The sequence below is a fragment of the Nocardiopsis sp. NPDC058789 genome, from assembly GCF_042745575.1.
GTDB lineage: Bacteria > Actinomycetota > Actinomycetes > Streptosporangiales > Streptosporangiaceae > Nocardiopsis > Nocardiopsis eucommiae.
Genome location: NZ_JBHYOW010000010.1, coordinates 56927 through 70540, shown reverse-complemented (window position 1 = coordinate 70540; position 13614 = coordinate 56927). Strand labels below are relative to the sequence as shown.

Below are 13614 nucleotides of genomic sequence, written 5' to 3'. Positions count from 1 at the left end.
GCGCCGGGGGGCGGTCTAGGGTGTGATGGTGCGGCGCGCGCCAGGCCGTACCCCCTGGGCCCGGCACCGGAGCCGTCACGAACCCGTTGGTAACATCGCGGGTCGCACAACGTCGTCAGGAGAGTTCACGCATGTCCAACGCACCCGTCAACGTCACCGTCACCGGCGCGGCCGGTCAGATCGGCTACGCGCTGCTGTTCCGGATCGCCTCCGGCCAGCTGCTCGGTGCCGACACCCCGGTGAAGCTGCGCCTGCTGGAGATCCCGCAGGCCGTCAAGGCCGCCGAGGGCACGGCGATGGAGCTCGACGACTGCGCCTTCCCGCTGCTCCAGGGCATCGACATCTTCGACGACGCCACCCAGGCGTTCGAGGGTGCCAACGTGGGTCTGCTGGTCGGCGCCCGCCCGCGCGGCAAGGGCATGGAGCGCGGTGACCTGCTCCAGGCCAACGGCGGCATCTTCAAGCCCCAGGGCGAGGCGATCAACGCCGGCGCCGCCGACGACATCCGCGTCCTGGTGGTCGGCAACCCCGCCAACACCAACGCCCTCATCGCGCAGAGCCACGCCCCGGACGTCCCGGCCGAGCGCTTCACCGCGATGACGCGTCTGGACCACAACCGCGCGCTCACCCAGCTCGCCAAGAAGCTGGACGTGTCGATCAACGACATCAAGAAGCTCACGATCTGGGGCAACCACTCCGCCACCCAGTACCCGGACCTGTTCAACGCCGAGGTCAACGGCGCCAACGCCGCCAAGGCCGTCGGTGACCAGGCCTGGCTGGAGAACGACTTCATCCCGACCGTCGCCAAGCGCGGCGCCGCGATCATCGAGGCCCGTGGCGCCTCCTCGGCCGCCTCGGCCGCCAACGCCGCCATCGACCACGTGTACGACTGGGTGAACGGCACCCCCGAGGGCGACTGGACCTCCGCGGCCATCCCGTCCGACGGTTCCTACGGCGTCCCCGAGGGCCTCATCTCCTCCTTCCCCGTCACCTCCCGGAACGGCAAGTGGGAGATCGTCCAGGGCCTGGAGATCGACGAGTTCTCGCGCGGCCGTATCGACGCTTCGGTGCAGGAGCTCGTCGAGGAGCGCGACACCGTCAAGCAGCTCGGCCTGGTCTAGGTTCGGAGCGGTACCACGGTGACGGGCACGTCTCCCCTCGGGGGACGTGCCCGTCGGTGTTCCGGGCGCCGGTGAGGGGACGAACACCCCGCCGTGTCCCGAAGGGGGTCGGGGACCGGGCAGTATAGAGACCGTGAGTCTCATTGATGTGCTTCCGGCCGAACCAGAACCCGACTCCCTCTTCGAGGCGTTCGCTTTGTGGGCCGAGGAGCGGGGCCTCACCCTCTACCCGCACCAGGAGGAGGCCCTCATCGAGGTCGTCTCCGGGTCGAACGTCATCCTCAACACCCCCACCGGCTCCGGCAAGAGCATGGTCGCCACGGGCGCGCTCTTCGCCGCTCTGGCACGGAACGAGTGCGCGTTCTACACCGCGCCCATCAAGGCGCTGGTGTCGGAAAAGTTCTTCGACCTGTGCAAGATCTTCGGCACCGAGAACGTCGGCATGATGACCGGCGACGCCAGCGTCAACGCCGACGCGCCCATCGTGTGCTGCACGGCGGAGGTCCTCGCCCAGATCGCCCTGGCCGAGGGCCGCGACGCCGACATCAACACCGTCGTCATGGACGAGTTCCACTTCTACGCCGAACCCGACCGCGGCTGGGCCTGGCAGGTCCCCCTGTTGGAGATGCCCCAGGCGCAGTTCCTGCTGATGTCGGCCACCCTCGGCGACGTCAGCCGCTTCGAGGAGGACCTGGAGAAGCGCACGGGACGATCGACCGCCGTGGTCACGTCCGCCGAGCGCCCCGTCCCCCTCTACTACGACTACCGCGCGACCCCGCTGCACGAGACCCTGGAGGAGCTCCTCGGCAACGGGGACGCGCCCGTGTACATCGTGCACTTCACCCAGGCGCAGGCGATCGAGCGCGCGCAGTCGTTGACCAGCATCAACATGTGCACCAAGGAGGAGAAGGCGCGGATCGCCGACGAGATCGGCAACTTCCGCTTCACCACCAAGTTCGGCCGCAACCTGTCCCGCTACGTGCGGCACGGCATCGGCGTGCACCACGCGGGGATGCTTCCCAAGTACCGGCGTCTCGTGGAGCGGCTGGCCCAGTCCGGACTGCTCAAGGTCATCTGCGGCACCGACACCCTGGGGGTGGGCGTGAACGTGCCCATCCGCACGGTGCTCTTCACCGCGCTGAGCAAGTACGACGGCGTCCGGGTGCGCAGGCTGCGCGCGCGTGAGTTCCACCAGATCGCCGGACGCGCCGGGCGGGCGGGGTTCGACACGGTCGGCAACGTGGTCGCCCAGGCCCCCGAGCACGTCATCGAGAACGAGAAGGCGCTGGCCAAGGCGGGCGACGACAGCAAGAAGCGACGCAAGGTGGTGCGCAAGAAGGCGCCCGAGGGCTTCGTCTCCTGGGACGAGGCCACCTTCCGCAAGCTGATCGACGCCGACCCCGAGCCGCTGAACTCGCGCTTCCGAGTGAGCAACGCGATGCTGCTGAGCGTCATCGCGCGGCCGGGCAACTGCTTCACCGCCATGAAGCACCTGCTCACCGAGAACCACGACGACCGCAAGTCCCAGCGGCGCCACATCCGCGAGGCGATCGCCATCTACCGGTCGCTGCTGGACGGCGGGATCGTCGAGGCCCTGCCCGAACCGGACGACCAGGGGCGCACGGCCCGGCTCACCGTGGACCTCCAGGCCGACTTCGCGCTCAACCAGCCGCTGTCCACGTTCGCCCTGGCGGCGCTGGAGCTCCTGGACACCGAGTCCCCGACCTACCCGCTGGACGCCCTCACCGTGGTCGAGTCCACGCTGGACGACCCGCGCCAGATCCTCGGGGCCCAGCTCAACAAGGCCCGGGGCGAGGCCGTCCAGCAGATGAAGATGGACGGCATCGAGTACGACGAGCGCATGGAGCGGCTGGAGGAGATCGACTACCCCAAGCCGCTGGAGGAACTCCTCGACCACGCGTACGAGGTCTACCGGCGCGGTCACCCGTGGGTGGGCGACCACCCGCTGCGGCCCAAGACCGTGGCCCGCGACATGTACGAGCGGGCGATGAACTTCGTGGAGTACGTGGGCTACTACGAGCTCGCCCGCTCCGAGGGGCTCGTGCTGCGGTACCTGGCCAGCGCCTACAAGGCCCTCAACCAGACGGTGCCGGACGACTCCAAGACCGAGGAGCTGCGCGACCTCATCGAGTGGCTGGGCGAGCTGGTGCGCCAGGTGGACTCCAGTCTGCTGGACGAGTGGGAGCAGCTCACCAACCCCGAGGAGGAGTCCGAGGGGGAGGCGGCCGAGGCCGAGGAGAGGGTTCGGCCGGTCACCTCCAACGCCCGCGCCTTCCGGGTGCTGGTCCGCAACGAGATGTTCCGCCGTGTGGAGCTGGCCTCCCGGCGGCGCTACGGCGACCTCGGGAAGCTGTCCGAGGACGACGAGTGGAGCGGCGAGGAGTGGGCCGAGGCCGTGGAGGCGTACTACGCCGAACACGACCAGATCGGTACGGGCCCGGACGCGCGCGGCCCGAAGATGCTCCTCATCGAGGAGGAGGACGACATGTGGCGGGTCCGGCAGATCCTCGCTGACCCGGCCGGTGACCACGACTGGGGCATCAGCGCCGAGGTCGACCTGGCCGCGTCGAACGCCGAGGGCCGCGCCGTGGTGCACGTGACGGACGTGAACCGGCTGTAGCCGTTCGGGGGCCTCCGCGCGGAGGTCCCCTCAGCCGAGCAGGTGGGCGTTGACCTCGCGGACGCCCTCCGCGAGGTCGGGGCGCTCGACCACGGTGACCCCCGCCGCGGCCAGCCGCTCGGCGCCGTCGCAGTCCACGAACAGCGCCGGTTCGCGCCAGGCCAGGACCACCCGGCGCACGGGTGTGGCGAGGATGAGCTCGGTGCACGAGCGCGGGCGTGAGGCACGCGAGCTGCACGGTTCCAGGGACGAGTAGACGGTCGCTCCGGCCAGGCGCGGGTCCTCGGGGTCGATCCCGCGCAGCGCGACCTCCTCGGCGTGGTCGTGCGGGTCGTCTCGACGGGAGTACCCCGCCCCCAGGACCGCACCGTCCTCGGCCACCACGACGGCCCCCACCGAGTAGGCGGTGGCCGAGGGCGGGCAGGAGCGCGACAGCCGCACCGTCTCCGTGAGCCAGAACGCGTCGGCCCCGCCCTCCTCCGGCGCCGGTCCGCTCGTGGTCGCGTTCCGGTCCATCACCGCTCCACCGTGTCGAGGGCGTACCGGAGCACGGCGATCTCCCCGAGGGCGCGGGCCTCCACGAGGCGCATGGGCGACCCGGGGGTGTAGGGGTAGGCGCCCGGCATGACGAAGCGCGGGGCGTCCTCCTCCCCCACCAGGAACGGGGCGACCGCCAGCCGGAGCTCGTCGGCCAGCCCCGAGGTGAGGAACAGGGTGTGGATGTGGCCGCCGCCCTCGACCAGCAGGCGGGAGACGCCGCGCTGCGCGAGGTCGGCCAGGATCGCTTCGGCGGTGGGCGGGTCTCCCGCGTCCACGACCTCGGCGGGCGGGTCGGTGTCGGGGCGCCCGGCCAGGAGCCTGGTGGCGGTGGCCACCCCGGCGCCGCCGGTGTAGACGACCGCGCCCGCGTCGCCGGTGGAGAAGAGGCGTGCCCCGGGGTCCACGTCGCCGCTCCGGGTGACGACGGCCTTGAGCAGGTTCTCGGTCCGTCCCCGTGCCCGGCGGCGTTCCCTCAGGACCGGCGAGCGCACGAGGAGGCGGGGGTCGTCGGCTCGCAGGGTGCCCGCGCCGACCAGGATGGCGTCGCATCCGGCACGCAGTTCGTCGATCTCGGCGAAGTCGGCCTCGTTGGAGAGGCGCAGGCGTTCGGGGCTGGTGTCGTCGATGCGTCCGTCGATCGACATGGCACAGCTCAGGATGGTGTGGGGACGGTCCATGGCACCAGGTTAACCGGGGCCGGGGAGTCGGGGCCCGGGGCGCGTCCCCCTGGTCCGACCACCCCCTTTTCCGGTGCTTCCCTCCGACCCCGATCGTGAATGACCTTCACCGCGATTCGGCGGATTATCGCAGGCAGACGGGTGCGTTAGGGAAATTGTCCATCGCCTTTCCCCTCGTGCCCCCGGACCGATTTCACTCCCGAACGGTTCGGGACCGATGACCCGGGCCCTTCGGACGGAGCGCACCGGGAGCGGGCGCACGCGTGGGGGTGCGCTCCGGCCGCGACGGAGTGCCCGGTGAGGCCTGAGGGAAGGGGGATGCGGGTCATCGCCGGGTGGGTGCGGGGGCGGAGTGGACACGATCTCGACCCCCATTCCTCGCAAAATGGACATTGGGTGTATAAGCGCAAGTCCACGCAAGCCCGTCTTAACGTGTGACCTCCACACCTCCAAGGACGAGCCCGGTCGACGATTTTTACCACCGGTATCGTGGACTCTGTTAACAACCGCGCCAACGCGGAATAGAATCCTTTGACGCGACCCCGCGAGGGGTCATCCCAATCCTGGGAGTCGACCGCACTTCCCCACCTCAGACAAGAGGACGGCGATGTCTCGTTTCACCTCCCCCGACTTCCTGAGGCAGGCGGGGGACAACCACGTCCGGGCCAAGCCCCCGCCGCCCGTCAACCTGGCCAGGGCCAACATCAACCGGCTCCACTCCTTCCACCTCAGGGGCAAGGACCACTTCCAGGTGGACCGGGACCTGGCGGCCAAGGCCGAGAACACGGCGGCCGGGTTCGTCGACCTCGTCCTGGGGGAACGGGCCTTCCTCCAGCGGGCCGTGCGGCACCTCGCCACCGACCTCGGGATCCGACAGTTCCTCCAGGTGGGCGCGGGCATGCCCACTCCGGGGGATCCGCACGAGATCGCCCACGAGAGCGTCCCCGACGCCCGTGTCGTCTACGCCAGCCACGACCCCGTGGTGCTCGCCCACCATCTCGCCCTGATCCGTGACGGCCGCACCACCACCGCCGTACGCGGCGGGCTGGAGGACGTCCCCGGCCTTCTCCGCGACCCGGAGACGAGCTTCCTGGACCTCGACCGACCGGTCGGTCTCCTGCTCACCGGGGTGGTCTCGCACCTGGGCGACCTCGACACGGCGGCTCGCGGCATCGCGGAGCTGCGCGGGGCCCTGGCTCCCGGGAGTCACATGGTCCTCAGCCACTACTGTCGCCCCGACCCCGTCCGCCACCCCAAGGACGCGCTCCGGGCCGACCAGCTCCAGCAGCTGTTCACCGAGCAGCTCGGGCACGGCTACTGGCGCGCGGAATCCGAGGTCGCCTCACTCTTCGACGGCTGGGAGTCGGTGCCTCCGGGCCTGCTCCAAGCCCAGAAGTGGCGGACCCTTCCGGTCGCTCCCCCCGTCCCGGGGAGCTACCAGATGCCGCACCGCAACCGGCACCTGATCATCGGCGGCATGGGACGCGTCTGAGTACGGTCCACCCTCGTCCCCGCGTTGGAGCCCACGGGCCCGGCAGCGGGCGGGGGTCGCCCCTGGTTCCCGCACACGACGAAGGCCCACCGGATTCCTCCGATGGGCCTTCCTCCTACGCTCCCGCGACTGGACTCGAACCAGTAACCTGCCGGTTAACAGCCGGCTGCTCTGCCGATTGAGCTACGCGGGATCGCGTCTCCCCCAGGCCCTGCGGCCTTGGCGACAGCACTAATCCTAGCGCGCCCGCAAGGGTGCTCGGGACGTTTTCTCGGGGCTCGGCCCAGCTTTCGCGACGTCGGACGGGTACACACGACGAAGGCCCGCCGGGCTCCCCGACGGGCCTTCCTCCTACGCTCCCGCGACTGGACTCGAACCAGTAACCTGCCGGTTAACAGCCGGCTGCTCTGCCGATTGAGCTACGCGGGATCGCGCGTTTCCGAGGCCAGCGGCCTCGTCGACATGAACAGACTAGCGCGCTTCAGGAGTGCTCGTGACCGGTGTCGGCCCGTGTGGCCCGCGGCACGACCGGGTAACGTCGGGGCACGGACCACGTCGACCGTCACCAAGGCCGTAAAGAGGAACCCATGCGCTACCGGATCACGTTCGTCGCCGGACTCGCCATCGGATACGTGCTGGGCGCCAAGGCGGGCCGGGCCCGCTACGAGCAGCTCGCACGCACCGCCCGCAAGGTGGCCGACAGCCCCCTGGTCCAGGAGGTGGCCGGGGTCGTCGGCGCGCAGACCAGCAGGGCGGGCCGCGCCGTCTACGACAAGGCCGTCGAGAGGATGCCCATCACCTCCGTGCGCGACTTCCTCGCGCGGCCCACCGAGGAGGAGATCGCCCTCGTCGAATGGGAGACCAGCATGTCCAACGGGACCCGCCCCGAGAGCGGCGCCAACGGCGGCGGAGCCGAGGGTCGGGACGTCTGACGATGGCACTGTTCGGCCAGAACGTCCCCGAGGACCTCCGTTCCCGGCTGGAGCGCGGCGAGCGGGTGCTCTCCCAGGCCCGCGTCGCCGCACCGGCCGGCAGCGCCCCCGGCTCCGAGGGCACCGGGCCCGCCGCCGTGCTGGTGGCCACCACCCGGGCGCTGTACCTGCCCGACGGTCGCAGCGTCCCCTGGCAGGACATCGACCAGGCCCGGTGGACCCCGGACGCGCTCACGTTCGTCGAGGAGGGCGTGGGCGAGCACACCGTGCGGCTGCGTACCGAACTCACCGGCGACCCGGTGGACTACCGGCGCATCGCCGAGACCGTCGCCGAACGGGTCACCTCCACCATCCTGGTGAACCGCTTCGTCCCCTTCCCCACCACCGAGTCCGCCACCGGTTTCCGGCTGGTGGCCCGGCGCGCGCCCCTGGGCAGTGAGATCGACTGGCGGGTGCACCTGGGCGAGGACCTGGACCCCGGGGACCCGCGCCTGTCCGACGCCGTCTCCCGGGCCCTGGCCCTCCTCCACGAACAGATGGGCGTGTGAGCCCACCGCGCACCCGCCCGCGTCAGTCGCGCCGGGTCCGGCCCCTGCGGTCCAGGCCCAGCGCGAGCGCCTCGGCCAGGTGCAGGGCCCGGCGTCCGGTCCCCTGCTCGATCTGGGTGCGGCAGCTGTAGCCGTCCGCGAGCACCAGGGTGTCGGGGTCGGCCGCGCGCACCCGGGGCAGGAGCTCGCGCTCACCGATGGCCGAGGACACCTCGTAGTGCCCCTCGGTGAAACCGAAGTCGCCCGCCAGCCCGCAGCAGCCGGAGTCCAGCACCTCACCGTCGATCCCGGCGCGGGCGATCAGCTCCCGGTCCGCGTCGAATCCGGACACGGCGTGCTGGTGGCAGTGCACCTGGGCCAGGGCCGAGGCGTCCACGCGCGGCGGACGCCAGTCCGGCGCGTGCTCGTTGAGGAACCCGGCGAAGGTGTGCACGGCGGCGGCGACCCGTGAACTCTCCTCCCCCGGCAGCAGCTCCACGAGGTCGTGCTTGAGCGCGGCCGTGCAGCTCGGCTCCAGGCCCACCACGGGCAGCCCCTGGGACACCAGCGGCGCCAGGGCGGCCACCGCGCGGCGCATCACCGCCCGGGCCACGTCCAGCTGGCCGGTGGAGACCCACGTGAGTCCGCAGCAGACCTGACCCTTGGGCAGCACCACGGAGAACCCCGCGTCCTCCAGCACGCGGACGGCGGAGACCAGGACGTTCGGGTGGAACAGGTTGCCGAAGGTGTCCGGCCACAGCACCACCTTGGGCCCGCCCGCGCGCCCCTCGCCCCGGTTGAGACGGCGCCGGTGGGCGCGGGTGAAGGTGGTGGGGGCGAAGGCCGGGAGATCGCGTTCGGCGGCCACCCCGGCCATCCGTTTGGCCAGCGAGGACACCCCGGGCAGACGCACCGCGCGGTTGGCCTCCATCGGGGCCAGGGAGGCCAGCCGGGCCAGGACCGGCAGCCAGCCCATCGAGTAGTGCGCGGCCGGGCGGATCCGTCCCTTGTAGTGCTGGTGCAGGAACTCGGACTTGTAGGAGGCCATGTCCACGTTGACCGGACAGTCGCTCAGGCACCCCTTGCAGGACAGGCACAGGTCGAGGGACTCCCGGACCTCCTCCGAGCGCCACCCGTCCGTGATCACCTCGCCGTTGGCCATCTCGAAGAGCAGGTGGGCGCGGCCTCGGGTGGAGTGCTTCTCCTCCTGGGTCACCTGGTAGCTGGGACACATCACCCCGGGGCCGCTCTGGCGGCGGCACTTGCCCACCCCCGAGCAGCGCCGGAGCGCCTTGGCGAAGTCCCCGTCGTCCTCGCCGTAGGCCAGGGTGGTCCGGGAGAGCAGCGGGAGTTCCGGGCGTACGTCGGTGGCGACCCGGATGTCGGCGTCCAGCGGCAGCGGGTCGACGATGATGCCCGGGTTCATGAGGCCGTCGGGGTCCCAGGCCCGCTTGAACTCACCGAAGGCCCGCACGAGGCCCTTCGGGTACATGCGGGAGAGGAGTTCGGAGCGCGCCTGGCCGTCACCGTGCTCACCGGAGAGCGACCCCCCGTGCCGCACCACGATCCCGGCGGCCTCCTCCATGAAGGCCCGGTACTCGCGGCGTCCGCGCTCGTGGGTGAGCTCGAAGTCGATGCGCACGTGCAGGCAGCCGTCGCCGAAGTGCCCGTAGACGACGCCGTAGCGGTCGTGGCGGGCCATCAGGGCCTCGAAGTCACGCAGGTAGTCTCCGAGGTTCTCCGGTGGGACCGCGGCGTCCTCCCAGCCCGACCACGCCTCGGCCCCCGTGGGGGTGCGGGAGGTGAGTCCGGCGCCCTCCTCCCGGATGCGCCACAACGCCTTCTGGTGGGCGGGGTCGGTGACCACGGCGGAGTCGCGCGGACGGGTGCCCTCGCCCAGGGAGTCGATCATCTCCCGTGCGGCGGCGGCCGCCTCGTCCGGGGTCGCGCCCGCGATCTCCACGAGCAGCCAGGCGTGGCCGAGCGGCAGCGGGACCCGTGACTTCGACCCGTGGCGGTCCAGGGCCGCCACGATGCGGTCGTTGATGCCCTCGACCGTGAGGGGGGAGTGCTCCAACAGCCCGGGGACGGCGTCGGCGGCCGAGGGGGCGTCGTCGTAGCCCAGGACCGCCAGGGCGCGGGCCGGAGGTGACTCGACCAGGCGCACGGTGGCGCCCACGACCATGGCGCAGGTGCCCTCGGTGCCCACCAGGGAGGCGGCGACGTCGCGGCCCTTCTCCGGCAGCAGGCGGTCGATGGCGTAACCGGAGACGCGGCGCCGGAACTCGGGCATGGAGGTGCGCATCTCGGCGCGGTGGGCCTCGACGAGGCGGGACAGGGCCGCGTGGATCTCCCCCTCGCGTCCGGGGCGGGCGGCGAGTTCCTCGAACTCCGCCTCGGTGTGCCCGGAACCGACGGTGATCCGGGTGCCGTCGGAGAGCAGCAGGTCGAGGGAGACCACGTTGTCGGCGGTCGTGCCCCAGGCCACCGAGTGGGAGCCGCAGGCGTTGTTGCCGATCATGCCGCCGATGGTGCAGCGGCTGTGGGTGGAGGGGTCCGGTGCGAAGGTGAGCCCGTGTTCGGCGGTGGCGGCGCGCAGGTCGTCGAGGATGACCCCGGGCTCGACGGTGGCGGTGCGCGCCTCCGGGTCGATGTCGAGGATCCCGCGCAGGTGGCGTGAGGTGTCGATGACCACGCCGGTGCCGATGGCGTTCCCGGCGATGGACGTGCCGCCGCCGCGCGGGATGATCGGCACCCTGTGCGCGGCGCAGGCGCGGACGGCTGCCACGCAGTCGTCGACGGTCTCGGGGATGACCACGGCGAGCGGGACGCGCCGGTAGTTGGAGGCGTCGGAGGTGTAGAGGGCGAGTGTGCCCGCGTCCAGGGCGACGGTTCCTTGGACTCCCTCCTCCAGGTCGCGGCGGAGTGCGGGAAGGTCCGGGTGTGGGATGGTGCTGTGCGGATCGGCCATGCCCACAGCGTGGCGCGGGCGGTGTGGGGTGGCAACCTCGGCGCGCGGCGCGGTGCGCTCAGTCCAGGGACTCGCGCATGGCGCGGACCAGTGCGCCGTCGGGGTCCATGTCGAGGTTCCACACCATCATCCCGGCCAGGCCGTGCTCGCGGACGTAGTCGCCCTTGAGTTCGACGACCTCAGTGTTGTCGTAGGTCCACCACTCGTCGCCGTCGTAGACCCAGTAGGCGCCGGACTCCTCGTCCAGGAAGCGGCGTCCGTCCATCTCCTCCAGCTGGTCGAAGGGGCGGGTGGGGCCGTCGTAGTCGTCGTCGGCCGCGCGTTCGGCCCGCTGGCCACGGCCGTCGTCCCCGGCGGGGACCCCCTGCCAGCCGCGTCCGAAGGCCGGGACACCCATCACGAGCTGCCCGGGGTCGGCGCCCAGGTCGAGGTAGCGCCGGACGGCCTGGTCCACGCTGTTGGCCCGTGGGTCGAAGTCGGGGGCATACAGGTTGGAGTGGTGGGCGGTGTGCGTGCTCCAGGGGCCGGAGAAGTCGTACCCCTGCACGGTGGCGAAGTCGACGTGGTCGAAGACCTCGGGTTCGTAGGCCTCGGCGTGGTCCGGCCCGCCGGGCAGGGACACCGACAGCACGTAGTCCTGCCCCGTCTCCCGGGAGAGGGCGTCCATCTGGCGGCGGAACTCGGCTGCCAGCAGCGTGAAGTTGGCGGGGTCGTCGGCGTGCACCACGTTGTCGGGGTTGCCGTCCCCGCCCGGCCACTCCCAGTCCAGGTCGATACCGTCGAAAACTCCCGCTCCGGCTCCCGCGCCCCCCTGGGGCTCGTCACCGCGCACCGGGAGGTCCCCGCGCAACCACAGGTCGAGGCAGGAGGCGACGAAGGCCGCACGGGACTCCTGGGTGCGCGCGGCGGTGGAGAAGTTCACCGACCAGTTCCAGCCGCCCAGGGACAGGCTGGCGCCCAGGTCCGGGTACTCCGCTCGGAGCTGGCGCAGCTGGTTGAGGCCGCCCGCCAGTTCCTGCTCGTACTCGTCCGCGCGCCCGTTCACGCTCTCGTCCGCGGTGTAGCGCCGCTGGTAGAGCTCCCAGGGCTGGTCGTGGCGGCCCTCCGGGATGTGGCACAGGCCGTCATCGTCGATGCCGCCGAAGGCCCACATGATCCGGGTGAGGTCGGCGGGGGCCCCGCTCCGGCGCAGTTCGTTGACGGTGTAGCCGCGGTTGGCCACGTTCCAGTCCGCGAAGTACCCGATCCGCTCGGGTTCGTGTCGGGAGCTGAGCACGACGGCGGCACCCACGAGCAGCAGGACGGCGGTCGCGGCCGCGCCCAGCGCCAGCAGGGGACGCCGTCCGAGGGACGACCTGGACTCGGGCGGGGTCGGCAGGGCGTTCACACCTCGACCGTAGGGGCACGGCGGGGGGCCGGCGGGGCGTTCGTCCCATGTCGGCCAGATGAGGCCGTTCCACGGTTCGGGGGAACCCGTCGCGGGTCCCGGACGTTGATGGGTGGCTCAGCCGCCGTGCAGGAAGTCCTTCAGGGTGCCCGCGCGCGAGGGGTGGCGGAGCTTGGCGAGGGTCTTGGCCTCGATCTGGCGGATGCGCTCCCGGGTGACCCCGAACTCGCGGCCGACCTCCTCCAGGGTGCGCGGGTGGCCGTCGGCCAGGCCGAAGCGCAGTCGGATGATCCGCCTCTCCCGCTCCGAGAGGTCGCCCAGCAGCACCCGCAACTGCTCCTGGAGCAGGGTGAACGCGGCCGCCTCGACCGGCGTGACCGCGTCGGAGTCCTCGATGAAGTCGCCGAAGTCGGACTCCTCCTCACCGATGGGTGACTGGAGGGAGACCGGTTCGCGGGCGATGCGCTGGATCTCCAGGACCCGCTCTCCGACGCATCCGGCGGCGGCGGAGATCTCGGCGACGGTGGGCTCGCGCCCGAGCTGTTGGTGCAGTTGGTGCTGGACGCGGACGAGTTTGTTGATGGTCTCGACCATGTGCACCGGGATGCGGATGGTGCGGGCCTGGTCCGCGATGGCCCGCGTGATGGCCTGGCGGATCCACCAGGTGGCGTAGGTGGAGAACTTGAAGCCCTTGGTGTAGTCGAACTTCTCCACCGCCCGGATGAGGCCGAGGTTGCCCTCCTGGATGAGGTCAAGGAAGAGGAGCCCGCGCCCCATGTAGCGCTTGGCGATGGACACGACCAGGCGCAGGTTGGACTCGATCAGCCGCCGCTTGGCCCGCCTGCCCTCCTCCACCAGGACGGCGAGTTCGTCGGTCGCGCAGTGCCCCGGGGCGGGTTCGTGGCGCTGGGCGTACAGGCCCGCCTCGACGGCCTTGGCCAGGTCCACCTCCTCCTGAGCGGTCAGGAGCGGGACCCGGCCGATCTCGCGGAGGTACATGCGGACCAGGTCCGACCCCGAGCGGCGGCCCGGGTCGGTGACGAGGATCGCCTCCTCCGGGGGCTCGGCCACGTCGACCCCGGCGTGCGCGAGGTCGCTGATGGTCTGGTCCAGCGAGTCGGGCGGCGCGTCGAGGCGTTCCAACGCCGACGCGACCTCCCCACGACTCACCGTTCCCCGGCCGGAGTCGGGGAGGAGCGGAACGACCTGGCGAACGGGCGGAATTTCGTTGGACACGACTGTGGGAGGCACCACTCCATTGTGCCCGGACACCTGCCGCGACAGGGAGAACTACTATTGTCACCCCGGTGCTACATACCGCTGCGA

General features: G+C 71.3%; 10 protein-coding genes and 2 tRNA genes. 5 read left to right on the top strand and 7 right to left on the bottom strand.

The features are described 5' to 3' along the window. Positions 1 to 131: 131 nt before the first annotated feature. Together ACFW3L_RS16460 and ACFW3L_RS16455 are read left to right on the top strand one after the other, a co-directional pair. Entirely contained in the window at positions 132 to 1121 is a 990-nt protein-coding gene (locus tag ACFW3L_RS16460) for a malate dehydrogenase (protein ID WP_378741171.1), read from the top strand. A 148-nt stretch (positions 1122 to 1269) separates the two neighbouring features. After that, on the top strand, positions 1270 to 3762 hold the full coding sequence (locus tag ACFW3L_RS16455) for a DEAD/DEAH box helicase (protein ID WP_378741560.1): 2493 nt from the start codon (positions 1270 to 1272) through the stop codon (positions 3760 to 3762). A gap of 30 nt (positions 3763 to 3792) precedes the next feature. Here the strand turns inward: ACFW3L_RS16455 and ACFW3L_RS16450 are convergent, their stop codons facing one another. Beyond that, positions 3793 to 4278 carry a dCMP deaminase gene (locus ACFW3L_RS16450; RefSeq protein ID WP_378741169.1) on the bottom strand — a complete coding sequence of 162 codons (486 nt, stop codon included), beginning with the start codon at positions 4276 to 4278 and terminating at the stop codon, positions 3793 to 3795. Then, positions 4278 to 4979 carry a RibD family protein gene (locus tag ACFW3L_RS16445; protein ID WP_378741167.1) on the bottom strand — a complete coding sequence of 234 codons (702 nt, stop codon included), beginning with the start codon at positions 4977 to 4979 and terminating at the stop codon, positions 4278 to 4280. Before ACFW3L_RS16445 ends, ACFW3L_RS16450 begins: the two co-directional genes overlap by 1 nt. 607 nt (positions 4980 to 5586) lie before the next feature. On the opposite strand from ACFW3L_RS16445, the gene ACFW3L_RS16440 reads away from it, so the two are divergent. Next, on the top strand, positions 5587 to 6471 hold the full coding sequence (locus ACFW3L_RS16440) for an SAM-dependent methyltransferase (protein ID WP_378741165.1): 885 nt from the start codon (positions 5587 to 5589) through the stop codon (positions 6469 to 6471). 120 nt (positions 6472 to 6591) lie between these two features. Here ACFW3L_RS16440 and ACFW3L_RS16435 read toward each other — a convergent pair. Together ACFW3L_RS16435 and ACFW3L_RS16430 are read right to left on the bottom strand one after the other, a co-directional pair. Then, positions 6592 to 6664, bottom strand: a tRNA-Asn gene (locus ACFW3L_RS16435). Between the two features lie 163 nt (positions 6665 to 6827). Next, positions 6828 to 6900, bottom strand: a tRNA-Asn gene (locus ACFW3L_RS16430). A 158-nt stretch (positions 6901 to 7058) separates the two neighbouring features. Here ACFW3L_RS16430 and ACFW3L_RS16425 point away from each other — a divergent pair. Together ACFW3L_RS16425 and ACFW3L_RS16420 are read left to right on the top strand one after the other, a co-directional pair. Continuing rightward, entirely contained in the window at positions 7059 to 7403 is a 345-nt protein-coding gene (locus ACFW3L_RS16425; RefSeq protein ID WP_378741163.1) for a hypothetical protein, read from the top strand. Positions 7404 to 7405: 2 nt separating this feature from the next. Beyond that, on the top strand, positions 7406 to 7951 hold the full coding sequence (locus tag ACFW3L_RS16420) for a hypothetical protein (protein WP_378741161.1): 546 nt from the start codon (positions 7406 to 7408) through the stop codon (positions 7949 to 7951). A gap of 22 nt (positions 7952 to 7973) precedes the next feature. Here the strand turns inward: ACFW3L_RS16420 and ACFW3L_RS16415 are convergent, their stop codons facing one another. The 3 genes from ACFW3L_RS16415 to rpoD all read right to left on the bottom strand — a co-directional run bounded on the left by ACFW3L_RS16415 (position 7974) and on the right by rpoD (position 13458). Next, positions 7974 to 10901, bottom strand: a complete 2928-nt coding sequence (locus ACFW3L_RS16415) for an FAD-binding and (Fe-S)-binding domain-containing protein (RefSeq protein WP_378741159.1) — start codon at positions 10899 to 10901, stop codon at positions 7974 to 7976. Between the two features lie 58 nt (positions 10902 to 10959). Then, positions 10960 to 12288, bottom strand: coding sequence for a glycoside hydrolase family 18 protein (locus tag ACFW3L_RS16410; RefSeq protein ID WP_378741157.1), 1329 nt, complete (start codon positions 12286 to 12288; stop codon positions 10960 to 10962). A 117-nt stretch (positions 12289 to 12405) separates the two neighbouring features. Next, positions 12406 to 13458 (bottom strand): RNA polymerase sigma factor RpoD, encoded by a 1053-nt coding sequence (gene rpoD / locus ACFW3L_RS16405; protein WP_378741155.1) that lies wholly within the window; start codon positions 13456 to 13458, stop codon positions 12406 to 12408. Positions 13459 to 13614: the final 156 nt, after the last annotated feature.